Source organism: Methylocystis sp. Uni0008 (genome assembly GCF_056838045.1).
Genome location: NZ_CM166370.1, coordinates 1,611,899 through 1,636,063, shown reverse-complemented (window position 1 = coordinate 1,636,063; position 24,165 = coordinate 1,611,899). Strand labels below are relative to the sequence as shown.

21 protein-coding genes are annotated in these 24,165 nt (G+C 64.8%); 15 read left to right on the top strand and 6 right to left on the bottom strand.

Annotated features, from left to right (window positions below; all coding sequences use genetic code 11):
* The first annotated feature begins 5 nt into the window (after positions 1–5).
* The 5 genes from nuoL to AC0X69_RS07970 are packed head-to-tail and all read left to right on the top strand — an operon-like array spanning position 6 to position 7,480.
* A complete protein-coding gene (gene nuoL / locus AC0X69_RS07990; protein WP_482612936.1) occupies positions 6–2,039 on the top strand; it encodes an NADH-quinone oxidoreductase subunit L in 2,034 nt (677 codons plus the stop codon).
* Positions 2,039–3,547, top strand: a complete 1,509-nt coding sequence (locus tag AC0X69_RS07985; RefSeq protein ID WP_482612935.1) for an NADH-quinone oxidoreductase subunit M — start codon at positions 2,039–2,041, stop codon at positions 3,545–3,547. The genes nuoL and AC0X69_RS07985 overlap by 1 nt, the downstream gene beginning before the upstream one ends.
* Positions 3,548–3,560: 13 nt before the next feature.
* A complete protein-coding gene (gene nuoN / locus AC0X69_RS07980; RefSeq protein WP_482612934.1) occupies positions 3,561–4,994 on the top strand; it encodes an NADH-quinone oxidoreductase subunit NuoN in 1,434 nt (477 codons plus the stop codon).
* 15 nt (positions 4,995–5,009) lie between these two features.
* Complete coding sequence (locus AC0X69_RS07975) at positions 5,010–5,813, top strand: biotin--[acetyl-CoA-carboxylase] ligase (protein WP_482612933.1); 804 nt, start codon at positions 5,010–5,012, stop codon at positions 5,811–5,813.
* Positions 5,810–7,480 (top strand): ribonuclease J, encoded by a 1,671-nt coding sequence (locus tag AC0X69_RS07970; protein WP_482612932.1) that lies wholly within the window; start codon positions 5,810–5,812, stop codon positions 7,478–7,480. The genes AC0X69_RS07975 and AC0X69_RS07970 overlap by 4 nt, the downstream gene beginning before the upstream one ends.
* Positions 7,481–7,511: 31 nt before the next feature.
* On the opposite strand, the gene AC0X69_RS07965 is transcribed toward AC0X69_RS07970, so the two are convergent.
* Positions 7,512–7,823, bottom strand: a complete 312-nt coding sequence (locus AC0X69_RS07965; protein ID WP_482612931.1) for a hypothetical protein — start codon at positions 7,821–7,823, stop codon at positions 7,512–7,514.
* Positions 7,824–8,036: 213 nt separating this feature from the next.
* Here AC0X69_RS07965 and AC0X69_RS07960 point away from each other — a divergent pair, with 213 nt between their 5' ends.
* Complete coding sequence (locus AC0X69_RS07960) at positions 8,037–9,203, top strand: DNA cytosine methyltransferase (RefSeq protein ID WP_482612930.1); 1,167 nt, start codon at positions 8,037–8,039, stop codon at positions 9,201–9,203.
* 181 nt (positions 9,204–9,384) lie between these two features.
* Positions 9,385–9,753 (top strand): very short patch repair endonuclease, encoded by a 369-nt coding sequence (locus AC0X69_RS07955; protein WP_482613325.1) that lies wholly within the window; start codon positions 9,385–9,387, stop codon positions 9,751–9,753.
* 115 nt (positions 9,754–9,868) lie between these two features.
* Here AC0X69_RS07955 and efp read toward each other — a convergent pair whose 3' ends face one another.
* Complete coding sequence (efp, locus tag AC0X69_RS07950; RefSeq protein WP_482612929.1) at positions 9,869–10,438, bottom strand: elongation factor P; 570 nt, start codon at positions 10,436–10,438, stop codon at positions 9,869–9,871.
* A 96-nt stretch (positions 10,439–10,534) separates the two neighbouring features.
* Between efp and epmA the strand changes: the two genes are divergently transcribed.
* The 3 genes from epmA (at position 10,535) to typA (ending at position 15,186) form a co-directional block, all read left to right on the top strand.
* A complete protein-coding gene (gene epmA, locus AC0X69_RS07945) occupies positions 10,535–11,578 on the top strand; it encodes an EF-P lysine aminoacylase EpmA (protein WP_482612928.1) in 1,044 nt (347 codons plus the stop codon).
* A gap of 130 nt (positions 11,579–11,708) precedes the next feature.
* Positions 11,709–13,184 (top strand): chymotrypsin family serine protease, encoded by a 1,476-nt coding sequence (locus AC0X69_RS07940; protein ID WP_482612927.1) that lies wholly within the window; start codon positions 11,709–11,711, stop codon positions 13,182–13,184.
* Between the two features lie 181 nt (positions 13,185–13,365).
* Positions 13,366–15,186: a translational GTPase TypA gene (gene typA, locus AC0X69_RS07935; protein ID WP_482612926.1), complete on the top strand. Its 1,821-nt coding sequence runs from the start codon at positions 13,366–13,368 to the stop codon at positions 15,184–15,186.
* A gap of 100 nt (positions 15,187–15,286) precedes the next feature.
* Here typA and AC0X69_RS07930 read toward each other — a convergent pair whose 3' ends face one another.
* Positions 15,287–16,303 (bottom strand): ribonuclease T2 family protein, encoded by a 1,017-nt coding sequence (locus AC0X69_RS07930; protein WP_482612925.1) that lies wholly within the window; start codon positions 16,301–16,303, stop codon positions 15,287–15,289.
* A 492-nt stretch (positions 16,304–16,795) separates the two neighbouring features.
* On the opposite strand from AC0X69_RS07930, the gene AC0X69_RS07925 reads away from it, so the two are divergent.
* On the top strand, positions 16,796–17,044 hold the full coding sequence (locus AC0X69_RS07925; protein WP_482612924.1) for a type II toxin-antitoxin system ParD family antitoxin: 249 nt from the start codon (positions 16,796–16,798) through the stop codon (positions 17,042–17,044).
* Positions 17,041–17,331, top strand: coding sequence for a type II toxin-antitoxin system RelE/ParE family toxin (locus AC0X69_RS07920; RefSeq protein WP_482612923.1), 291 nt, complete (start codon positions 17,041–17,043; stop codon positions 17,329–17,331). Before AC0X69_RS07925 ends, AC0X69_RS07920 begins: the two co-directional genes overlap by 4 nt.
* Positions 17,332–17,341: 10 nt before the next feature.
* Here the strand turns inward: AC0X69_RS07920 and AC0X69_RS07915 are convergent, their stop codons facing one another.
* Entirely contained in the window at positions 17,342–18,373 is a 1,032-nt protein-coding gene (locus AC0X69_RS07915) for an RluA family pseudouridine synthase (protein ID WP_482612922.1), read from the bottom strand.
* Positions 18,374–18,448: 75 nt separating this feature from the next.
* On the opposite strand from AC0X69_RS07915, the gene AC0X69_RS07910 reads away from it, so the two are divergent.
* Complete coding sequence (locus AC0X69_RS07910; protein WP_482612921.1) at positions 18,449–19,825, top strand: BaiN/RdsA family NAD(P)/FAD-dependent oxidoreductase; 1,377 nt, start codon at positions 18,449–18,451, stop codon at positions 19,823–19,825.
* Here the strand turns inward: AC0X69_RS07910 and AC0X69_RS07905 are convergent.
* Entirely contained in the window at positions 19,744–20,259 is a 516-nt protein-coding gene (locus tag AC0X69_RS07905) for a DUF411 domain-containing protein (protein ID WP_482612920.1), read from the bottom strand. The two genes, AC0X69_RS07910 and AC0X69_RS07905, sit on opposite strands and share 82 nt — an antisense overlap.
* Before the next feature lie 122 nt (positions 20,260–20,381).
* Here AC0X69_RS07905 and AC0X69_RS07900 point away from each other — a divergent pair, with 122 nt between their 5' ends.
* Both AC0X69_RS07900 and AC0X69_RS07895 read left to right on the top strand, forming a co-directional pair.
* Entirely contained in the window at positions 20,382–21,566 is a 1,185-nt protein-coding gene (locus AC0X69_RS07900) for a hypothetical protein (RefSeq protein WP_482612919.1), read from the top strand.
* A gap of 67 nt (positions 21,567–21,633) precedes the next feature.
* A complete protein-coding gene (locus AC0X69_RS07895) occupies positions 21,634–22,437 on the top strand; it encodes a creatininase family protein (protein WP_482612918.1) in 804 nt (267 codons plus the stop codon).
* A gap of 3 nt (positions 22,438–22,440) precedes the next feature.
* Here AC0X69_RS07895 and AC0X69_RS07890 read toward each other — a convergent pair whose 3' ends face one another.
* Positions 22,441–24,003: an OpgD/OpgG family glucan biosynthesis protein gene (locus AC0X69_RS07890; RefSeq protein WP_482612917.1), complete on the bottom strand. Its 1,563-nt coding sequence runs from the start codon at positions 24,001–24,003 to the stop codon at positions 22,441–22,443.
* Positions 24,004–24,165 lie beyond the last annotated feature (162 nt).

Sequence of the window (24,165 nt, the reverse complement as noted above, 5' to 3'; positions counted from 1 at the left end):
CAGCGATGATTTACGCCATCGTCTTTCTTCCGCTTGTCGGCTTTCTGATCGCGGGCGCGTTCGGACCCTGGATCGGGGTGCGCGCCTCGGAACTCGTCACGACCGGCCTCCTGATGGTCTGCGCCGTGCTGTCGTGGGTCGTCTTCATCGACGTCGGGATCGGTCACAATGAGGGATATGCGCCCATCATCGCCAATTGGATGACCGTTGGCGCGCTCAAGGTGAACTGGGGGCTGCGAGTCGACACGTTGACGGCGGTGATGCTCGTCGTCGTCAACACCGTGTCGAGCCTCGTGCATCTCTATTCGATCGGCTACATGCACGAGGATCCGCATCGTCCGCGCTTCTTCGCCTATCTGTCGCTATTCACCTTCGCCATGCTGATGCTGGTGACGGCCGACAATCTCGTGCAGATGTTCTTCGGCTGGGAGGGCGTCGGCCTCGCCTCCTATCTGCTGATCGGCTTCTGGTATCAGAAGCCCTCGGCCAACGCCGCGGCGATCAAGGCCTTCGTCGTCAACCGTGTCGGCGACTTCGGCTTCGCGCTCGGCATCTTCCTGGTGTTCCAGCTCACGCAGTCCGTCGGCTTTCCTGAGGTTTTCGCCGCGGTTCCCGGTCTCGAGGGCAAGCCTATTCATGTCTTCGGCATGGATGTCGACGCGCTGACGCTCGCCACCTTCCTGCTGTTCGTCGGCGCGATGGGCAAATCGGCGCAATTCCTGCTGCACACCTGGTTGCCGGACGCCATGGAGGGCCCGACGCCGGTCTCGGCGCTCATTCACGCCGCGACGATGGTGACGGCTGGCGTCTTCATGGTGGCGCGGCTTTCGCCGATTTTCGAATATGCGCCCGCGACGCTCGAATTCGTGACGCTAGTCGGAGCAGTGACGGCCATGTTCGCCGCCACGGTCGGACTCGTGCAAAACGACATCAAGCGCGTCATCGCCTATTCGACCTGCTCGCAGCTTGGCTACATGTTCGTCGCGGAAGGCGTCGGCGCCTACAGCATCGGCGTCTATCATCTTTTTACCCACGCCTTCTTCAAGGCGCTGCTCTTCCTTGGCGCGGGCTCCGTGATCCACGCCATGCACCACGAGCAGGACATGCGCAACATGGGCGGGCTGCGCAAGGACATTCCCTTCACCTTCGCGATGATGGTCATCGGCACGCTGGCGCTCACCGGCTTCCCGTTCACCGCCGGTTTCTATTCCAAGGACGCGATCATCGAGGCGGCCTACGCGGCGAGCAAACATCATCACATGGCGATGTTCGGCTTTGTCGCGACCGTGGCCGCCGCCGGCCTGACCTCGTTCTACTCCTGGCGGCTGGTGTTCATGACCTTTTTTGGCGCCCGTAAGGAGCATGCCGTGCATACGGACCATGCGGATGAGGAGCCTACGGAAGCATCAGCCCATGCGCATGGCGATCAGGCGCATCACGATCATTCGCATGACCACGGCCATGGCTATCACGCGCCTCACGAGTCGCCGCTTGTCATGCTGGCGCCATTGGCGGTGCTCGGCCTCGGCGCGCTCGGCGCGGGGATCGTCTTTGGCAAATACTTCATCGGCCATGATTACGACGAGTTCTGGAAGGGCGCGCTCTTCACCGGCAGGGACAATCACATCATCCATGAGTTCCACGACGTGGCGCTCGGCGTGGGGCTTGCCCCGACCGTGGTGATGGCGCTGGGTTTCGCCGTCGCGCTCTACGTCTATGTGCTGAAGCCCGGAACCGCGCAGGCGCTGGCGAGGGCCTTCCCGCGGCTGTACCAGTTCCTCCTCAACAAATGGTATTTCGACGAACTCTACGACTTCCTGTTCGTTCGGCCGGCCTTCGCCATCGGCCGGCTGTTCTGGAAGGGCGGCGATGGCGCGATCATCGACCGCCTCGGGCCTGACGGCGTCGCGGCGCGGGTCGCCGACGGCGCGCGGCTCGCCGTGCGTTTGCAGACTGGCTACGTCTATCACTACGCCTTCGCCATGCTCATCGGCGTCGCGGCGGTCGTCACCTATTTCGTCGCCGGAGGGCTGCGCTGATGTTCGGGTTCGGCATTCTCTCCGGGGTCACCTTCCTGCCGCTCGTTGGCGTCGCCTTCCTGCTCACGCAAAAGGGCGACGATGAAGCGAGCCTGCGCAACATCCGCTGGGCGACGCTCGCGACCACGATTGCGACCTTCGCCTTGTCGCTCGTGGTCTGGTCGGGATTCGATACGACGAGCGCCGCCTTCCAGTTTGTCGAGCAGAAGAACTGGTTCGGTTCGGGCCTCGTCTACAAGATGGGCGTCGACGGCTTCTCGATGCCTTTCGTGCTGCTGACGACCTTCCTGATGCCCTTCGCGATTCTCGCCTCATGGGATTCGGTGCAGAAGCGCGTCAAGGAATATATGATCGCCTTCCTCGTGCTCGAGACGCTGATGATCGGCGTCTTCTGCGCACTCGACCTCGTGCTGTTCTATCTGTTCTTCGAGGGCGGACTGATCCCGATGTTTCTCATCATCGGCATCTGGGGCGGCAAGCGGCGCGTCTACGCGAGCTTCAAATTCTTCCTCTACACGCTCGTCGGCTCGCTGCTCATGCTGGTCGCGATTCTCGCCATGTATGGGAAGGCCGGCACGACCGACATCACCGTACTGCTGACGACCGATTTCCCCAAGGAGATGCAGACCTGGCTCTGGCTCGCCTTCTTCGCGTCATTCGCGGTAAAGATGCCGATGTGGCCGGTGCATACCTGGCTGCCTGACGCGCACGTCGAGGCGCCGACGGCCGGCTCGGTGATCCTCGCGGCGATTCTCCTGAAGATGGGCGGCTACGGCTTCATCCGCTTCTCGCTGCCGATGTTTCCGGACGCCTCGACCTATTTCGCGCCGCTCATCTACGCGCTTTCGGTGATCGCGATCGTCTACACCTCGCTCGTCGCGCTTGTGCAGGAAGACATCAAGAAGCTCATCGCCTATTCGTCCGTCGCGCATATGGGCTATGTCACGATGGGCCTCTTCACGCTGAACGCCCAGGGCATGCAGGGCGCGATCTTCCAGATGATCTCGCACGGCTTTGTCTCCGGCGCCCTGTTCCTTTGCGTCGGCGTCATCTATGACCGCATGCACACGCGCGAGATCGCGGCCTATGGCGGCCTCGTCAATCGCATGCCGATTTACGCCTTCGTATTCATGCTGTTCACCATGGCGAATGTCGGCCTGCCCGGCACGACGGGCTTCATCGGCGAGTTCCTGTCGCTGACCGGAACGTTCCAGGCGAATAGCTGGGTGGCGCTGATCGCGACGAGCGGCGTCATCTTCTCTGCAGCCTACGCGCTCTATCTCTACCGCCGCGTGGTCTTCGGCGTTCTGGAGAAGGCGAGCCTCAAGACCATCACCGATCTGACGCCGCGCGAGATCGCCATCTTCACGCCGCTGGTGCTGCTGACGATCTACTACGGCGTGCAGCCGCAGCCGATTCTGAGCGCGACGCAGGCCTCCGTCGACAATCTCATCCAGACCCATACGGCCCTCATCGACGCGATTAAGCTCGCGGCCGCTGGTCATTAACGGATCGCTGACGATGCCCTTTTTCGTTCAACTCGCGCATCACTTTCTTCCCGAGACCATTCTCGCGGTCGGCGTGATGGTTCTCATCCTGATCGGCGCATGGCGCGGCGAGCGCGGCTTCGGCCTCGTCGACGAGATGGCGGTCGGCATTCTGGGGCTCGCCCTGGTCACCATCGCGCTGTCGAGCACGCCGGACACGAGCGTCTTCGACGGCGCCTATATCGATGACGGCTTCTCGCGCTTCATGAAGGCGCTGACGCTCATCGGCGCCATCGCCTCCATTCTGATGTCTGTCGACTGGCTGCAGCGCAACGGACTCGAGAAATTCGAGTATCCCGTGCTGATCATGCTCTCTACGCTGGGCATGCTGCTGCTGATCTCCGCCGATAACCTCATCGCGCTCTATCTCGGCCTTGAGCTGATGTCGCTCGCCCTCTACGTCATGGCCGCCTTTGCGCGTGACGACGGACAATCCTCCGAAGCCGGGCTGAAGTATTTCGTCCTCGGCGCGCTCTCTTCCGGCATGATGCTCTATGGCGCGTCGCTGCTCTACGGCTTCGCGGGAACGGTGTCTTTCGCCGGGATCGCCGCCGTCGTTTCGACCTCGGCGCCGATCGGCGTGATCTTCGGACTGGTCTTCGTCCTCGCCGCCCTTGCCTTTAAAATGTCGGCCGCGCCTTTCCATATGTGGACGCCGGACGTCTATCAGGGCGCGCCGACGCCGGTCACCGCCTTCTTCGCTTCCGCCGCCAAGATGGCCGCCGTGGCGATCACCGCGCGCCTCGTCGTCACCGCCTTCCCGGGCGTGAAGGATCAGTGGCGCCAGATTGTCGTGTTCATCTCCATCGCGTCGATGCTGCTCGGTTCTTTCGCGGCGATCGGCCAGGAGAACATCAAACGGCTGATGGCATATTCCTCCATCGGCCACATGGGCTTTGCGCTGATCGGACTCGCGGCGGGCGACGAAGCGGGCATACGCGGCGTCGCGATCTATCTGGCGATCTATCTCATCATGACGCTGGGGACTTTCGCCGCTATTCTCGCGATGCGCGTCCAAGGCAGATATGTCGAGAATGTCGCCGATCTCGCCGGGCTGTCGCGCACCAATGGCTGGATGGCCTTTTTCCTGGCGATGCTGATGTTCTCACTTGCGGGCGTTCCGCCGCTCGCTGGCTTTTTCGCCAAATATTATGTGCTGCTCGCCGCCGTCGACGCCGGCCTCTTCGGCCTCGCGGTCACCGGCGTTCTGGCGAGCGCGGTTGCGGCCTATTACTATCTGCGGGTCGTCAAGGTCATGTATTTCGACGAGCCGGCGCCGGGCTTCGATCGCGCGCCGATGGCGCTGCGCGCGGTGCTCGCCGTTTCGACTCTGGCGCTGCTCGGCTTTTGGGTCTATCCCACGCCGGTCATGGACGCGGCGGCGGCGGCGGCCAAATCGCTTTTCTAGGAAGGAAGTTCGCGCGTGGAGTTGGGATCACTGGCGCGCGCCCGCGGCGTGCGCCTCCTCGCGCTGGAAAGCGTCGATTCAACGAATGACGAAGCCCGACGCCTGATCGAGGCGGGCGAACGCGGGCCTCTCTGGGTCGTCGCCGCGCGGCAGACGCGCGGCCACGGCCGCCTCGGACGCGAGTGGATTTCGCCCGCGGGCAATCTTCATGCGAGCTTTGTTCTCAGCGACTTCGGCGCGAACGCCGTCGCGCCGCAGCTCGGCTTTGTCGCGGCCGTCGCGGCGCTCTCCGCCTTGCGTGCGGCGACAGGCGACGCGGCCCGTTTCTCGGTGAAATGGCCGAACGATCTTCTGCTCGATGGGGCGAAGCTCGGCGGGATTTTGCTTGAGAACGTCGGCGTGCCGACCGGCGACGCGCGCACGCCGCGCGCCTCTGTCGCGATCATCGGCATTGGCGTCAATTGCGTCGAGGCGCCGCGCGACCTGCCGTTCGAAGCATGCGCGCTGACCTCGATCGGTCCCGGGGCGCCGCCCGCGGCGACGCTCTTCACGCATCTTTCCGACGCGCTGGTCGAAACCCTTGATCTTTGGCGCAGCGGCGAGGGTTTCGCCCATATTCGCGAGGCGTGGCTGGCCGACGCCGCCTATGTCGGCTCCCACATCAAGGTCGAGCTGCCGCGCGAAACGGTCGAGGGTCGCTTCGAGACGATCGACGCCACGGGCCGGCTCGTTCTGGCGACGCGCGACGGCGCGCGGGTCGTCGAGGCCGGGGACGTCTCGCTCGGCCCGCGCCAGACCAGTGCGGGAGGCGTCGCATGACGACGCCCGAGGCCGACCTCGTCTTCCTGCCGCTCGGCGGCCTGGGTGAAATCGGCATGAACATGGCCCTCTATGGCTATGGGCCGCCGCAGAAGCGCAAATGGCTGATGGTCGATTGCGGCCTTGGCTTTCCGGGGCCGGAAATGCCCGGCGTGGACCTGGTCTTTCCCGACATCGCCTTCGTCGAAAAGATCGCGCGCGATCTCGTCGGCATCTGCATCACCCATGCGCATGAGGATCATATCGGCGGGCTCGCGACCCTGTGGCCGCGGCTCAAATGCAAGGTCTTCGCGACGCCCTTCGCAGCAGGTCTCCTCGAAGTGCGGCGGCTGAACGAGCCCGGCGCGCCGAAGATCGACATCGCCCTTACGCATGCCGGCGCGAAGCTCGACCTCGATCCGTTCCAGGTCGAATATGTCGCCGTCGCGCATTCGATTCCGGAAGCCAATGCGCTGGCGATCCGCACGCCGCTCGGCCTGCTGCTCCACACCGGCGACTGGAAGATCGATCCGGAGCCTGGCGTTGGAACGCGGATCGACGAAGCGCGTCTCCGCGCCCTCGGCGACGAGGGCGTCACGGCGCTTATCTGCGACTCGACCAACATTCTGCGGGAAGGCGACAGTTTCTCGGAAGCCGACGTCGCGCGGACGCTGCGCACGCTGATCGCCGAAGCGCCGGGCCGGGTGCTGGTGACGACTTTCGCCTCCAATGTGGCGCGGCTGCGCGCCATCGCCGAGGCGGCGCATGCCTGCGGGCGCACCGTCATCGTCGCGGGCAGGGCGATGGATCGCGCCATCCAGGTCGCGCGCGAATGCGGCTATCTCGACGGCCTACCGGGATTCCACGCGCCGGAATTGCTGCCGACGCTGCCGCGCGACAAGACGGTGGTCATCGCGACCGGCAGCCAGGGCGAGACCCGCGCCGCGATGGCCCGCGCCGCGGCGAACGATCATCCTGCGATCAAGCTCGTCGCGGGCGATCGGGTGATCTTCTCGTCGCGCGTCATTCCGGGAAATGCGCGCGACGTCTTTCGCGTCATCAACAATCTTTGCGACATCGGCGTCGAGGTCATCACCGACCACGATCATCTCGTGCATTGCTCGGGTCATCCGCGCCGCGGCGAGGTCGCGCAAATGTATGAATGGGTCCGCCCGCAGATCGCCGTGCCGGCGCATGGCGAGTCGCATCATCTCACGGAACATGCTGCGTTCGCGAAGGCGCACGGCGCGTCGCAGGTTGTCTCGGCGCGCAATGGGGACATCGTGCGCCTGGCGCCCGGCGCGCCGGGCGTGATCGGCGAAGCGCCGCACGGGCGTCTCATGAAGGACGGCGATGTCGTGATCGCCGAGGACGACAGCGCCGTGCGCGATCGCGCGCGGCTCTCCTTCGCGGGCGTCGTTTCGATCGCGCTCGCCGTCGACCGCAAGGGCGAGCTGATTGGCGATCCGGACGTCGTCTTCGCCGGCGTGCCGAAACGCGGCAAATTCGGCGAAGACATGGGCGAAGTCATCGACGAGGCGCTGTTCGCCGCATTCGAGGGTCTGTCGCGCGGGCGACGCCGCGACGCCAACGCCGTTTCAACGGCGATCGAGCGGGCCGTGCGCGGTGCCGTCTCGTCGGTCTGGGGCAAGAAGCCGACCGTGCATGTGATGGTCGTCGCCGCCTGAGCGCGTGAAAAACGCGCCGAGGCGGTTTGCCTTAGAAGGCGTAAAACTTCTGCGTCTTGCCGTCGCTCGTCGTGATCGTGAATCCGCTGACGTAGAAGCAGTCATGCGCGCCCGGCAGCTTGAACTTGTCGCCCTTGTTCATGACCTTGCCATAGACCTTCGGATCGTTCGGCGCGGCGCATTGTCCCCCATCGATCGCGACGGCTTTCACGGCCACCTTGTCCTTCTTGACCTTGCATTCGACCTCGCCGTCGAACTTCTTATTGCAATCGAAGGCTTCATCTCCCGCCCAGGCGATCGCCGGCGCAAAAAGAATAGCAGTGAGAAGCAGAAGTTTTTTCATGAATTGCTCCATCATTCGCTGAGCAGGCGCAAGCGCGTCGAATGGCGCCTGCGAAACGGGGGGCCCGCTTGCCGGCAGGCAGGCAGTTTTTCCAAGCACGGCAGCATAAAAGTTATGTGACAATGTCGGCCTTCGCTCTGGCGAAGAGGTCGCCTTCTTTTCGGTCGCGGCGGCGGGGCCGGGCGGATACGCTGGAGGTGGAGCGAATCGCGCATGGACGGCAGGCCCACCTACTATGAATTCTTCGCCGGCGGCGGCATGGCCAGGGCCGGGCTCGGCGAAGGCTGGCGCTGTCTCTTCGCCAATGATTTCGACCGCAAGAAAGCGGAGAGCTACCGCGCCAATTGGGGCGGCGAAGAGCTTCATGTCGGCGACGTGCGCGAGATATCCACAGGGCAGTTGCCAGGGCGCGCCGATCTCGTCTGGGCGTCATTTCCCTGTCAGGACCTGTCGCTCGCCGGCGCCGGCGCGGGATTGAAGGGCGAAAGGTCCGGAACGTTCTGGCCGTTCTGGGAGCTGATGAAGGCGTTGCGCAAGGAGGGCCGCGCGCCGTCGCTCATCGTGCTCGAAAATGTCTGCGGCGCGCTGACCTCGCATGGCGGCCAGGATTTCATCAAGATCTGCGAGGCGCTGGCGAAGGAGCGCTACAGATTCGGCGCGCTGGTCATCGACGCGGCGCTGTTCGTTCCGCAATCGCGCCCCCGGCTGTTCATCATCGCTGTGCGTGAGGATGTGGCGGTTCCGACTTCTCTCCTGCGTCCTTGCGAGCGAAGCGAAGCAATCCAGAGCCACGGTTTGTTTCACACGCGCGTGCTCCTTTCCGCGCATGGGCGGCTGCCGAAAGCGTTGCGCAACAACTGGCTCTGGTGGAATTCGCCGGTGCCGCCGCTGCGCAATACGACGCTGATAGACATCGTTGAAGACGCGCCGACTGATGTGGCGTGGCATAGCGCTCGCGAGACAAATGCGCTGATCGCCATGATGAGCGAGGTCAATCTCGCGAAGATCGCCGAGGCGAAGCGCGCCGGGCGCAGGATGGCGGGGACGCTTTATCGCCGCACGCGCTATCAGAGTGGCGTGAAGATGCAGCGCGCCGAGGCGCGTTTCGACGAGGTTGCGGGCTGCCTGCGCACGCCGGCCGGCGGCTCCAGCAGGCAATATGTGCTGGTCGTCGACAAGGGCAGGGTGCGCTCGCGGCTGATGTCGGCGCGCGAGACTGCGCGGCTGATGGGACTTTCGGAAGTTTATTTGCTCCCGACGACCTATAGCGACGCCTATCATCTGACCGGCGACGGCGTGGTCGTTCCGGTGGTGCGCTTCATCGCAGCGAATCTGCTGGAGCCCTTGCTGAACGCTTGCGTCGTGTTGGAGGCGGCTTGAGTCCCCTCCCTGACCCTCCCCCGCTTCGCGGGAGAGGGAATCGGCGTCGCCGCGTTCGCTGCAATCTTCATGACGGGCGCTTTCCGCCCCCTCTCCCGCAAGCGAAGCGCAGCGGGGGAGGGCTGGGGAGGGGGCGCTCGATTTGACCAGGAAAGAAACCCCGGCCGAGCGTTCCGCGATCATGCGCGCGGTGAAGGGGCGGGACACCTCCCCCGAAATCGCGGTGCGGGCGATCTTGCGAAAATTCGCGCCGGGCTACCGGCTGCATCGCAAAGATGTCACCGGCAACCCCGACATCGCATTCGTTGGCCGCAAACGCGCGATCTTCGTTCACGGCTGTTTCTGGCACGGGCATGATTGTCCGCGGGGCGCGCGCAACCCTAAGGCCAACGCCGATTATTGGCGCGCGAAGATCGCGCGCAACCGCGCGCGGGACGCCGCGCATCAGACGGCGCTTGCGACGCAGGGCTGGCGGGCGCTCACGATCTGGGAATGCGAATTGAAGGACAGCGCCGCAGTGGAAAAGAAGCTGCGCGAATTTTTGGCGTAGGGGGGCATACCTCCCCCTCGAGGGGAGGTCGCGCCGCAGGCGCGGGTGGGGGGCTTTTCACCCCACCCGGTTCGCTACGCGAACCACCCTCCCCATCAAGGGGAGGGACGCGCCATCAATCCTTGGCGCGCTCGACATAGGCGCCGTCTTCCGTCTGGATGACGACGCGCGTGCCCGGCTGAATATGCGGCGGCACCATGACGCGCGCGCCATTCGCCAGCTTCGCCGGCTTGTAAGAGGACGAGGCGGTCTGGCCCTTCATCGCCGGCTCTGTCTCGATGATCTCCAGCGTCACGCGGGGCGGCAACTGAATGCCAACGGCCACGCCGTTAAACATGGAGAGGATGCAGACCATGCCCTCCTGCAGCCACTGCGCCTGGTCGCCGATCACATCGGCAGGCACGAGCACCTGCTCGTAGCTCGCCTGATTCATGAAGTGATAGCCGTCGTCGTCATTGTAGAGATAGCTGAAATCCTGATCCTCGACGAAAGCGCGCTCCACCTGCTCGGTCGTTTTGTAGCGGTCGGAGACTTTGACGCCGTCGGAGAGGCGGCGCATGTCGATCTGCGTCGTCGGCGTGCCCTTGCCGGGGAAAAAACTTTCGGCCGTCAGGACCACATAAAGCTGCCCGTCGTCTCTCTCGATGATATTGCCTTTGCGAATCGAACTGGCGATGACTCTCACGTCGGTATCCCTTATTGCCGGCCTGGTTTATGAACGGCGGTAAGACCATATTTCGGGCGCGCCGGCAATCCGGGGCCCGCACTCGCGGGAGGCCTCATGACGCGCGCGTCGCCCTGGTGGGCTCGGGATGTATACGCCGACCGCAAGCCCTTTCTTAAGGCGCGCGTGGCGATCGCCGCCGCCATCCGGCGCTTCTTCGCCGCCGAGGGGTTCGCCGAGGTCGAAACGGCGGCGCTTCAGCTGTCGGGCGGGAATGAAACGCACCTTTCCGCCTTCGCCTCCGAACTGATCGGCGCGGGCGGCGAGCGCAGCCGGCTGTATCTCCACACCTCCCCGGAGTTTTCCTGCAAGAAGCTGCTGGCGGCGGGCGAGGAGCGGATTTTCACCCTCGCCAGGGTCTTCCGCAATCGCGAGCGCTCGGCGCTGCACCATCCGGAATTCACCATGCTGGAGTGGTACCGCGCGGAGGCGCCGACGCTGCGGCTGATGGAGGATTGCGCCGGACTGCTGGCGAGCGCGGCGCGGGCGGCGGGCGCCAGCGATTTCACCTGGCGGGACCGCGTCTGCGATCCTTTCGCCGAACCCGAGATCATCGGCGTGTGCGACGCCTTCGCAACTCACGCCAGCATCGATCTCGCGGCGCTGCTTGACGATCGCGATGGGCTCGCGCGCGCCGCGGCGCGCGACGGCATAAGAGTCGTCGCAGACGATAGCTGGTCGGATCTCTTCAGCAAGATCATGTCCGAAAAGATCGAGCCGATGCTCGGCCGCGACCGGCCGACGATCCTGACCGATTATCCCTTGAGCGAGGCGGCGCTCGCCCGCGCCAACGCCGACGACCCGCGTTTCGCCGACCGCTTCGAACTCTACATCTGCGGCGTCGAGCTCGCCAATGGCTTCGCGGAATTGACCGACCCGGCGGAGCAGCGCCGGCGCTTCGAGGCGCAGATGCGGGAGAAGCGCCGCATCTATGGCGAGACCTATCCGATCGACGAGGATTTTCTCGCGGCGCTCGCCGAGATGCCGCCGGCCTGCGGCGTCGCGCTCGGCTTCGACCGGCTCGTCATGCTGGCGACCGGCGCCGAGCGCATCGAGCAGGTGCTGTGGGCGCCGGTGGCCGAACGCGGCTCGGCGCTCTAATTCTCATTCAAATGAACGACGTAAAGCTGGCGGGCGCATCCTACGCTGGCAGGGACGTCCATATTGGCGCCATTTGGCGGCGAACGAGGCTTTACGCGCTCGCAGGCCGCGCATCATTTCGGAGGGCGCAATGGGCCTTAACTTATTGCTGAAATCCTTCGTTGCGGTCGCCATGACGATCGCGACATCCGCCTTGGCGCAACAGAAGGAAGCGCCCGCGGCGCCGCCCGCGCCCATCACGACCTTCGACGATCAACTCGTGAAAATCGCCGAACAGGCGCCTGGCTTCGGCGGCATGTATTTCGACGAAGCGGGCGCGCTGCAGGTCTATATGAAAAACGCCGCCGAGCTGCGCGGCGCCGACGCGATGAAAGCCGCGCGGGCGCAGGTGACCTCTGCGATCAGCAGCGTGCTCGGCGCGGATTTCCTAGCTCAGGACGCGGCCCGCAAAGGCCGCGCCAGGGAGCCGAACATCATCAAAGGCGATTACGACGTCGTCGAACTCGCCAGATGGAAGAAGAGCCTCAGCCCCGCGCTCGACGGCCGGGAGATCGTCTTCGTCGATCTCGACGAGCGCCGCAATCGCGTGACCGTCGGCGTCGTCGGCGATCCGTCGCGTCCGAGATTCGAGGCGCTGGCGAAATCGCTTGGCGTTCCCTTCGAAGCGCTGATCATCGAAGAGACGCAGCCGATCCGCTTTCACGCGTCGTTGCGCGACAAACGCCGCCCTGTCCCCGCCGGCGTTCAGATCGAAATCGACACCGGCGTTTTCGCTTTCAAGATCTGCACGCTCGGTTTCAACGTCGTGCGCAACGGCCGCGACGGCTTTATCACCAATTCTCACTGCACGAAGAATCGCGGCGTCAGCAATGACGACGATTTCCATCAGCCCAACGATCCGCTGTTTTCGGGCAATAAGATCGGCGACGAGGATAGGGACCCGGCCTATTTCACTGGTGGCGTCTGTCCCTCGGGCAAGAAATGCCGCTTCAGCGACAGCGCCTACGCGGATTACCGAATCGACCGTGGTCGTTTCGAAATCGCGCGCACGACGAACAATACCGGCTCGCGGACGATCAACGGTTCACCGAGCTCATTTCTGATCGTCAGCGAGACGCCGGATTCGGTTGTAGGGATGCGGCTTAACAAGGTCGGCCGCACGACGGGCTGGGCCTTCGGCGACGTGCGATCGACCTGCATCGACGTCAATGTCGCCGACACGGACATCCGGCTCCTGTGCCAGAGCCGCGTCGGCCGGGTGAGCGGGACGAACAAGCTGACGGACAATGGCGACAGCGGGTCGCCCGTGTTCTCGATCCTGCCGACCGGCAGTCAGGCGAGCCTGCATGGCATCCTCTGGGGCGGACCCGACGACGGCAGCTCCTTTGTTTTCAGCCCGATGAGCCTGATCGAGCAGGAGCTCGGACCGCTGACCACCTTCACGGCGCAGCAGCCGCCGCACCCCCCGCCGCCGCCGCCGACCCCGCGCGAAGAGTGCCTGCAGGATTGCGCCAGAGAGCGCGACGCCTGCCTGGCGGAGGGCGGCTTGGGATCGCAATGCATTCCGGCCTTTCGCCGGTGCCGGGAGCAGTGCCCGCCGCGGTAGGCGCCGGCACGGCCCCCGGGCTGCGGGACGATCGGCCGCCGCTCCGCGGGGCCGGTTCCGCTTCCAAAATTCCCCGCCTTGGGGTAAGAGACGCTGCATCGCAACAACAGCCAGCGTCTCCTGTTCCGGCCGTCCATCGGCGGCCGCAGAGGCGGCTGTTTTACCTGGCCGGCCCTTGAACATGCAGCTGCGTAATATCGCCATCATCGCCCACGTCGACCATGGCAAGACCACGCTCGTCGACCGCCTGCTCCAGCAGTCGGGCGCCTTTCGCGAAAACCAGCGCGTCGCCGAGCGCGTGATGGATTCCAACGACCTCGAAAAAGAGCGCGGCATCACCATCATGGCCAAGGCGACCTCGATCGCCTGGAAGGATGTGCGCATCAATATCGTCGACACCCCTGGCCACGCCGATTTCGGCGGCGAGGTCGAGCGCATTCTCTCCATGGTCGACGGCGCGATCGTGCTCGTCGACGCGGCCGAAGGCCCGATGCCGCAGACGAAATTCGTCGTCGGCAAGGCCTTGAAGATCGGCCTCAAGCCCATCGTCTGCGTCAACAAGGTGGACAAGCCCGACGCGCGGGTGACGGAGGTCGTCAACGAGGTCTTCGATCTCTTCGCCGCGCTCGACGCCAGCGACGAGCAGCTCGACTTTCCGATCATCTACGGCTCGGCCAAGCAGGGCTGGATGGCCGAGGAGCCCACCGGTCCGCAGGAGGGCATGGCGCCTCTGTTCGATCTCGTGCTCAAACATGTGCCCGAGCCCAAGGTCGAGGACGGCGGCTTCCGTATGCTCGGCACGCTGCTCGAAGCCAACCCCTATCTCGGCCGCATCATCACCGGCCGCGTGTTCTCGGGCTCGGTGAAGCCGAACCAGCCGGTGAAGGTGCTCGACCGCACCGGCAAGATCGTCGAACAGGGGCGCGTCTCGAAGATCCTCGCCTTCCGCGGCATCGAGCGCCAGCCGATCGAAGAGGCGGAGGCGGGCGACATCGTCGCCATCGCCGGCCTCGAGAAGTTCAACGTCGCCGACACGCTCTGCGCGCTCGACGTGAACGAGCCGCTGCAGGCGCAGCCCATCGATCCGCCAACGCTCTCCATGACCTTCCTCGTCAACGACTCGCCGCTCGCCGGCACGGAAGGCGACAAGGTCACGAGCCGCATGATCCGCGCGCGTCTCTTCAAGGAGGCCGAAGGCAATGTCGCGCTGCGCGTCGAGGACGCGCCGATGGGCGACGCCTATATCGTTTCGGGCCGCGGCGAATTGCAGCTCGGCATTCTCATCGAGACCATGCGCCGCGAGGGCTTCGAGCTTGGCGTGTCGCGTCCGAAGGTCGTCTACAAGAAGGACGAGAACGGCGACATTCTCGAGCCGATCGAGGAGGTCGTCATCGACGTCGACGAGGAGCATTCGGGCGTCGTCGTGCAGAAGATGAACGAGCGCAAAGCCGAGATGATCGAGATGAAGCCTTCGGGCGGCAATCGCCTGCGGCTCGTCTTCCACGCGCCGACCCGCGGCCTCATCGGCTATCAGGGCGAGCTTCTCACCGATACGCGCGGCACGGCGATCATGAACCGCCTGTTCCACGAATATGCGCCCTATCGGGGCGACATTCAGGGACGCCGCAACGGCGTGCTGATCTCGAACGATCAGGGCGAAGCCGTCGCCTACGCCATGTGGAAGCTTGAAGACCGCGGCCCGATGATGATCGAGCCCGGCTGCAAGGTCTATCGCGGCATGATCGTCGGCGAGCACACGCGCGACAATGATCTCGAGATCAATGTCCTGAAGGGCAAGCAGCTCACCAACATCCGCACGCAGTCGAAGGACGAGGCGGTGCGCCTGACGCCGCCGATCCAGATGACGCTTGAGAAGGCGCTGGCCTATATCGAGGACGACGAGCGCGTCGAAGTGACGCCGAAGTCGATCCGCCTGCGCAAGGTGTTTCTGGACCCGAACGATCGCAAGAAGGCGAAGGGCAAGGCCGCGCTGGTGGAGTGACGGGCTTCAGAGCGCGTCATGCCCGCGCTTGTCGCGGGCATCCACGCGCCGCCGGTGAGCGAGAGCTGGACGCAAGACCTCTAAAGCTTCTAGCCCATTTCTACTGCAGTCCCACCGCATCCACGATGCCGCGCGGGCAGCCGGGGTCGGTCGCCGGCGCTGCGACCATGAGGTCGGCGAGCCTGCTGTCCGGCTTGACGTCGCCGACCAGTCCGATGGTCATCTCGACGATGAGATTGCGGCCGCCGTCTCGCTTGCAGGCGACGCGCACACGATCCGCGGCGTCGTCGCCGAATGTTTCATTGAAGGCCGCTTTCAGCTCTTCGCGCGTGATCTCCTTTCCGACATGCGCGGCGAAAAGCTCCCGAACCTTGGAGCTGTTCAGCTGCGACACCAGCGCCAGCGTCCGCGAGAAATAGGCGTCCGCGGCGGCGCCCGGAAAGCACGTGCCGTGCTTGATCCACTCGTGCCGTTCGAGCAGCGACATCGTTCCCGGCATGACTTCCGATAAGGCGCTCTTCGTCGCGCCGGAGAGTTCAGGCGCGGGCAGGCTCTCCCATCGGTTGTCCTTGTCGATCGCGACAATGTCCGAAGCGACGTTGCAATATTGTTTCTTCGGCCAGAGTCCATGCAGCGTGAAATGCGTCGCGTCGAAGCGGTCGGGCTTCTGCGTTTCGCATTCTCTCTTGTCGGGCTTGCCTTCGCAAAAGGCCGGCTGCCAGCTCACCGCAAGGATGTAGTCGGGCTTCTGCGCGGATTGGCCGCCGCCGCTCCCGCCACTGCCTGGTTCTTCTGCGCCGCCGTTTCCTTGCTGACCGCCGCCATCGGCGAGGATCGCTTCGCCGCATCCGACCGCGACCCAGCGGCGCGCCGGACGCGCGTCGGGAACCTCGATGAGATAATGCGTCGCGTCCGGCTTGTTCTTGGCGCGCAAAGTGTAACGCTGATTCGGCTTGACGCTGACATCGCCCGGATTGGCGCCGGTTCTGATGGATTGAAGCGCCGGACAGGACTGACGGGCGAGAAAGGTTCCGGACGCGGGCGTCTCCGCTGTCGCCTGAGGCGCGACGAACAACAGCGACGAACACAGTGAGGAGAAAACAGCGAATTTGCGCAAGGCGATGACTCCAAGAAATAAATAAACGCGCTGAATGTTAGCGCCGGCCGGCGTATGCGGACAAGCCTCGCGTGGTCGCGCCATGGGGTTGTGATTTCGGCGTCCTGTAAAGCATTGCGCCGCCCTCGTGCTTCGAGACGGCTGCTTCGCAGCCTCCTCAGCATGAAGGCTTAGAGCGCGCCCTCCAACGATTCCCTCAGCTCGCGGGGTCATCCGGCGAACGGCGTTCAAAGATCACTAGTTTTGCGGAACGCCACAGCGAAAAAATCAGAACGACAGCCATCGATTGCGTTACCGCGAAGCCCGCGCCAGCTGACGGCTGAACGGCAGTGACAGCGAGCTCCACAAAGCAACCTCATCCTGAGGAGCGCGCATCTCGAAGGACGAGGTTGCGGACCGTCGCGTCCAGACAAGCCGGCGCGACTTTCCAGGGATTGCGCTCAACGATGTGCTGTACCATATTTTGGTATCCAAGAGTTGGAGCCATCCGCCATGGCGAAGAACACGTCTATCGTGATTGGCGATCGCCTCGCCGCTTTCGTCGAAAGCCAGGTTGCCGAGGGGCGTTATGGTTCTGCGAGCGATGTCGTGCGAGCAGGGCTGCGCTTGCTGGAAGAGCAGGAGACCAGACTGGCCGCGCTGCGCGCCGCCTTGGTCGAAGGCGAGGAGAGCGGCGCGGCGATGCCCTTCGATGTGGAGGCGTTCATCGCACGCAAGCGCGCAGAAGACGTTAAAGGATGAGCCGCTGCGCGCTTACGCCCAAGGCGCAAGCGGACCTTGACGACATCTGGAATTATACAGTCGCGCAGTGGGGCGCCAATCAAGCGGAGAAATACCTTCGCCAGCTCGCGGAAGCGATGGCCTATGTCGCCGCCGATCCTGAACGAGGCCGCGCCTGCGACGAGGTGCGCGCCGGCTACCGGAAGCATGCGGTCGGCGCTCATGTGCTGTTTTATCGCAAAGCGACAAAGGGCGTCGAAGTCGTCCGCATCCTGCATCAACGCATGGATTTTCAGCGTCATGTTTGAGTGCTGAAGTTCAGCCGCTTTTCTTTGCGCTTTCCAGCGCCTCCCGCAGCTTCGACAGATCCTCCGGCAATTCGCTCTCGAACAGCATCTCTTCGCCGGTGATCGGATGCTCGAAGCCGAGCGTCGCCGCGTGCAGCGCCTGACGGCCCAGATGCTCGACGGCCTCTCGCGCGTGCGGCGTGAGTTTCGCGACCTTGGTCTTGAATCCCGCGCCGTAGGTTTTGTCGCCGATCAGCGGATGGCCGATATGCGCCAGATGCACGCGGATCTGATGCGTGCGGCCGGTCTCGAGCTGGCAGCGCAGCAGCGACGCGACGCCGTAGTCCTCGACCTTCTCCCAATGCGTGATCGCCTCGCGGCCGCGCGCCTGAGGCACAACCGCCATTTTCTCGCGCTGCGTCGAATGGCGGCCGAGCGGCGCTTCGACCATTCCATGCGCGCGGTCCGGAACGCCCCAGACGAAAGCCAGATATTCGCGCGTCAAATGCAGCGTGCGCCCGTGGTCGGCGAAGAGGCGCGAGAGGCCGTGATGCGCGGCGTCGGTCTTGGCGACGACGAGAAGCCCGCTCGTATCCTTGTCGATGCGATGCACGATGCCGGGCTTCTTCACGCCGCCGACGCCGGAAAGGCTCTCGCCGCAATGCGCGATGAGCGCATTGACCAGCGTGCCGCTCTCATGCGCGCTCGCCGGATGCACGACGAGCCCGGCGGGCTTGTCGATCACGAGTAGATGCGCGTCTTCATAGGCGATATCGAGCGCGATATCTTCGCCCTGCGGCTCGGCCGGCGCGGGCGGCGGCACGTCGAGCGCGACCCGATCTCCCGCGCCGAGCTTCTTCGCCGGATCGCGGACCGTTTCGCCGCCGACCGCGGCGCGGCCGTCCTCGATCAGCGCCTTGATGCGGCTGCGCGATAGATGCGCGGCGACGATCTCCGGCTGTTCGGCCAGAAAGCGGTCCAGCCGCGCGCCGGCATGCTGCGGCGCAGCGAGAAATTCGAAGCTTTCGCATGCGTCAATTTGAGGCGGAGCCTTGACGGTCATTCCAGTTTTTTTCCGCGCGCCGGCGCGCGCATGATATGAGGGCCACGGAAACGCAGGCGTGGCGCGAGCGGAGGCGTGAACCTTCGCCATACTGCGCATCGAATAACGCCGCCCAAGGGAGGCTCTTCCATTAGCGACGCCGAGGCTCCGTTCTGCGCCGTCATTGGCGCGGGCCCCGCCGGACTTTTCGCCGCCGACGCGCTTGCGCGCGCCGGCGCGCGCGTCGTCATCTATGAGCACAAAGCGAGCCCCGCGCGCAAATTCCTGATGGCGGGACGGGGCGGGCTCAACATCACCCATAGCGAAGGGCTGGAGCGCTTCATCTCGCGCTATGGCGCAGCGGCCGCGCGGCTCGCGCCCTTCATTCGCGCCTGGCCGCCGCAGGCGCTGCGCGACTTCTGCGCGGAGCTTGGGGAGACGACCTTCGTCGGCTCGAGCGGCCGCGTCTTCCCGGCGAGCTTCAAGGCCTCGCCGCTGCTGCGCGCCTGGCTCGCGCGGCTGTCCCGGCTGGGCGTTGTGATCGCGACCCGGCACGCCTTCGCGGGTTTCGCGGAATCCGGGGCGCTGCGACTGATCGGTCCCGATGGCGAATTCACCCGCAAGGCCGACGCGCTGGTGCTCGCGCTCGGCGGCGCCTCCTGGCCGCGGCTCGGCTCGGACGGCGCCTGGGCGGCGCGGCTCGGGGCCGAAGGCGTGCGCGTCACGCCGCTCGCCGCCGCCAACAGCGGCGCGCTGATCGAATGGAGCGCGATCTTCCGCAGCGACTTCGAAGGCCAGCCGATCAAGACGGCTCTGTTGCGCCATGGCGGCTCCTCTGCGCGCGGCGATGTCGTCGTCACCCGCGCCGGGCTCGAGGGCGGGCCGGTTTACGCGCTCTCTTCGCAGCTGCGGGAGGCCGCGCAAAAGCACGGCGAGACGACGCTGTCGATCGATCTGCGCCCCGACACGAGTCTCGAATGTCTGACGCGCAAGCTGTCACGGCGTGCGCAGAAGCAGTCGCATGCCAATTTTCTGCGCAAGGCCGGATTCTCGAAAGTCGAGATCGGCCTGTTGCGCGAGGCGCGGCCGGACGGCCTGCCGCGCGACGCCGATAGCCTCGCCGCCTTGATCAAGAACGCGCCGCTCGCCGTCACCGGCGTCGCCGGCCTCGAGCGCGCCATCTCGACAGCAGGGGGCGTCTCCTTCGACGAGCTCGACGAAAATCTGATGCTCAAGAAGCTGCCCGGCGTTTTCGTCGCCGGCGAGATGCTCGACTATGACGCGCCGACGGGCGGCTATCTGCTGCAGGCGGCCTTCGCCACCGGGCTGGCCGCGGGACGCGGCGCCGCCCGTTACCTGGGACTGTCTCTCGATCAGCAGACGACGCCGGCTCAGGACGAACAGGCGGGCTTGTCGCCCCGCCAGTCGCCGAACGGGCGCGACCCGGAAGCGTCGAACAAATACAGCCTGTAGACTTCCGGCTCGCCGCCCTCCATGCCGGGCGAACCGGCGGGCATGCCGGGCGCGGCGAGGCCGACGGCTTTCGGCCGCTCCTGCAAGAGTTGCGCGACCGCCTGCGGCGGAACATGGCCTTCGACGATGTATCCGTCGATCTCGGCCGTGTGGCAGGAGGCGAGCCTCTCAGGCACGCCGAGGCGCTTCTTGACCGCCTGCATATCGGCTTCGACGATCTCCTCGACGACATACCCCGCTTCGCGCATGCGCGCCGCCCATGCGCCGCAGCAGCCGCAGGTCGGGCTCTTGTGCATCGTGACCTTCGTGGCGCCTTCGGCGCGCGCCCATCCGGCGCGGAAAGCGAGACCCGCCGCGCCGAAGCCGCCAATGCGGAGAGCCTCGCGTCGGGTGAAGAGGTCATTCGCCATGCGCGGCGGTCCTTTCGCGTTCATGAGCTCTCGCGCCTTTCGCGCGTCTGGGGCTCGGTCTGAGTTGCAGTAGTATGTCGGCGCCGCCGGCGAAAGCGGCAAGGTTGCTCGCGATCCAACGCGACGACATTCCCCGGAAGGCGCACATGAGCCAAGTCGCCATTAGCCCACAGACTTTCGACGGATTGCTGGGGGAATTCTCGCTTCTCGGCGGGCCCCTTCATAGGATTGGCGTTCGGCTCGGCCTTGTGCGGCCGGGACCGAATACGCTGCCCCTCGGAATCGTCCTCGGACTGAGCTCCTGGATTATTCTCATGGCCCTGGCGGCGCTGGAAGGCGATCGCGGAGAGTTCTTTTCGCTCTCGGTGATCGGCGGGCATGTCCGATTGCTGGCGGTCATCCCGCTGCTCTTCCTCTGCGAGACCACTTTCGACCGGCAGGCTCGGGCGTTTCTCTCAACGCTCCTGCGCGCCGGCGTAGCGTCGAGCGCTGCTCTACCCGCCTTGCGGGCCGAAATTCGAAACGTCGCACGCTGGAGTAATTCCTGGATCCCCGACGCGGCTGCGCTGGCGGCGACGGCGCTGATGTCGCTTTTTGCGGCGCAGCTTCATCTGTCCGGAAAGACCGCAGCCTTCGAATCGACCAGAACCCTGGCGCTTATGCCGCTTGCAGGCCTCTGGTATTGGCTCGTCTGTCTGCCGCTGTTTCGCTTCCTCGCTTTTCGCTGGGCTTGGCGGCTCTTGCTTTGGTGGCGTTTCCTCTGGCGTCTCTCGCGTATGGAGCTTTGCCTGACCCCGACGCATCCTGATGGCGTCGGAGGTCTCGGCTACCTTGAGGTCGTCCAGACCCATCTCGCGCCTTTGGCGCTCGCCATCTCGATGCTTGTCGCCGCCGGCTTCGCCGAAGAAATTTCGGCCGGCGCTTCGTTCGACCCGGTCTATTTTGCGACCGCCGTCATCGTGATCGCGGACGTCGTAATTTTTCTCGGCCCGCCCTGTCTCTTCGCCCTCAAGCTGATGGAGTGCAGGGAGCGCGGACTGCGCGAATATACCGTGCTCGCCGCCCGATATGTGCAGGATTTCGAACGCAAATGGTTTGACGAAGCGCCTCATGCGCGAGAACCGCTGCTGGGCACGCCGGACCTGCAATCGCTTGCCGATCTCGGCAACAGCGTCGGAATCGTGCGAAATATGCGCCTCGCGCCGGTGAGCATACGCCTTTTGGCGACCATTCTCGTCGCGGCGTTGCTGCCGATGACGCCGCTCTTGCTGTTCGAATATCCTGTGGCCGAGATGGCTCAGAAGCTCTTCATGAAGCTGACGGGGCTTTGATAGGCGTGCCGGCGTCTGTTGAAGGCGCGGCATTTGCCTCCAAGCCCAAGGCGCATATGCTGCCCCTATGCTGCCGTCGCCCTTCTGGTCGGAACTCTCGCTGCGCGACATGCGCGCGCATGACATGACTCGCGTCATCGCCGTTCTGCCGATCGCGGCGGTGGAGCAACACGGGCCGCATCTGCCGCTCGGCGTCGACGCGATGATCATGGAAAGCTGCATCGATCAAGTCGCGGCGCGCCTGCCCGAAGATCTCGAAGCCGTCTTTCTGCCGGTGCAGAGCGTCGGCGTTTCGCCAGAGCACCGCGACTTTCCCGGCACGCTGACCCTGACGTACGAGACCGCCTCGCGCCTCCTGGCAGAAACCGCCGAGAGCGTCCTGCGCGCAGGCGTGAAAAAGCTGGTGCTCCTCAATTCACACGGCGGCAATTCGGCGCTTGTCTCGCAGACCGCGCTCGAGCTGCGCGCCCGCTTCGGCGCGCTGGCGGTCATCGCCTCCTGGGCGCGCTTCGGCTATCCGGACGGACTGTTTTCTGCGGCCGAACTGCGCCATGGAATTCATGGCGGCGAGATCGAGACGTCGCTCATGCTCGCGTTTCGGCCGGACCTCGTCGATATGGCGCGCGCCAAGAACTTTCCGCCCGCGACGCTCGATTTCGAGCGCGATTTCGCCTGGCTGCGCGCGGATCGCCCCGCCGGCTTCGGCTGGATGGCGCAGGACCTCTCGCCTGCGGGCGCGATGGGCGACGCATCCAAGGCCAGCGCCGAGAAGGGCGAAGCGGTGGCGGATTACTGGGCGACGGCTTTCGTCGAACTGTTGCGCGACGTCGAGGCGTTCGATCTGACGCGGCTCAAGAGCAGGGACGACTGAGCGTCACGCCGCCGTCGCCGTCCAGGGATAGGTCCAAGTCTCAGTCAGCGTTCGGCCATGCGCACGCAAGAACAGCCGAAGATCAGCGGTGTTGCCCGGCTTCACCGAGACGTCGAAAAGCGCTCGCAGCCCGTCGATATGCGCGTTGGCGGCGACGCTGGCGCGCAGCACGCGCCCCGCGTTCGTCGTCGCCACTGCTTCGACCTGACTGGGATCGGCGACGTAATAGGAGAGATCGCCGCCGGCGAAATCGACGATAAAGCGATGCGCGTCGGGATCCACGGGCTCGGACGATCCGAGCGCTCGCGCCGGCGCCTCGAACGTGTTGACCACCATCCCATTGGGCGCGAGCCGCGGCATGTCGAGCCCGGCGGTGATTCGATAGGCGTAGACGAACGGCGCGCCAGGCTCCGGCGATTTGGCCGGGGTCCAGCTCGCAACAATATTGTCGTTGGTCTCGTCGCGCGTCGGCAGTTCGATGAGTTCGACGCGGCCCTCTCCCCAGTCGCCGATGGGTTCGACGAAATAGCTGGGGCGATTTTCATAGGCGAGGTCGAGATCCTGATAGGACTCGAATGTCCTGTCGCGCTGGAGCAGGCCGAAGCCCCGATTGTTGTTGTCCAGAAAGGACGAGATCCGGGCGCGCGGCGGATTGCCGAGCGGACGCCACAGCCATTCGCCCGCGCCAGTGTGGATCAACAGCCCGTCGGAGTCGTGCAGTTCCGTACGGAAGCCGTCGCGCACCCGCCGATCGTTTTCGCCGGTCAGATACATCGATGTGAGCGGCGCGAGGCCGAGCTTCATGCTCGCGCGCCGCGGAAAAAGCGTCGACTGAACGTCGAGCGTGCTTTCCTGTCCGGCGACGAGATCGAATTTGAAGGCGCCCGTCGCGGCGTCGCCGTCGAGCAGCGCGTAAAGGGTCGCGCGATTGCTCCCCTTCTCGGGCGTTTCGATCCAAAACTCACGGAAGAACGGAAAGCTCTCGCCGTCCATGCCGGCGTCGACGCAAAGCGCCCGCGCCGAGAGCCCGTATTTCTGATCGCGGCCGAGAAAGCGAAAATAGCTCGCGCCGAGGAACGAGATCACCTCGTCGTGCACATGCGGGTCGTTGACGGGGAAATGAAGGCGGAATCCGGCGAAGCCGGTGTTCACCGGGGGCGCCTTTTCGACCTTGAGCCGGCCGTAGTCGAAGAGCGTCGGGGAATAGGGAATAGGCGTCGCGATGCCGTCGCGAATCATATTGATCGTCACGGGGCGACGATAGAGAAAGCCGAGATGGAACGTCTCGAGCCGGAAGCCGCCGTCCAAGCCGGCGAAGATATCATGCTCGCGCTTGAAGCGAATCGCCCGCCAGGTGTCGAAGTCCAAAGCGTCGAAAGGATCCGGCAGTCGCGGAGGGAGCGTGGCGTCGAAGGGCGCGAGCGCAAGGTCGCGCGCCCGCTGCACCACATGATCGAAGCCGAATCGCGGCGGAGAAAGGTCCGGGGCCGCCTGCGCTTTGAGCGCGAATTGCGCGCCGAACGCCGAGAGCGCCCCAGCGAACTGGCGCCGTGTTAATCGCGTCATTCCCGCATCCAAGCCAGGATCTTGCCTTCTGATTGACCGCTTGCCTGCTGCTCTAGCTCTATCGTTTCGGTCGCGCAAGCAGCGGCCGCTTGAGGCGGCGGCGCGCCAATAATGCATCACGCGCCGAAAAAATAATCGCGTCGCCCAAAAACCGCTTGTAAC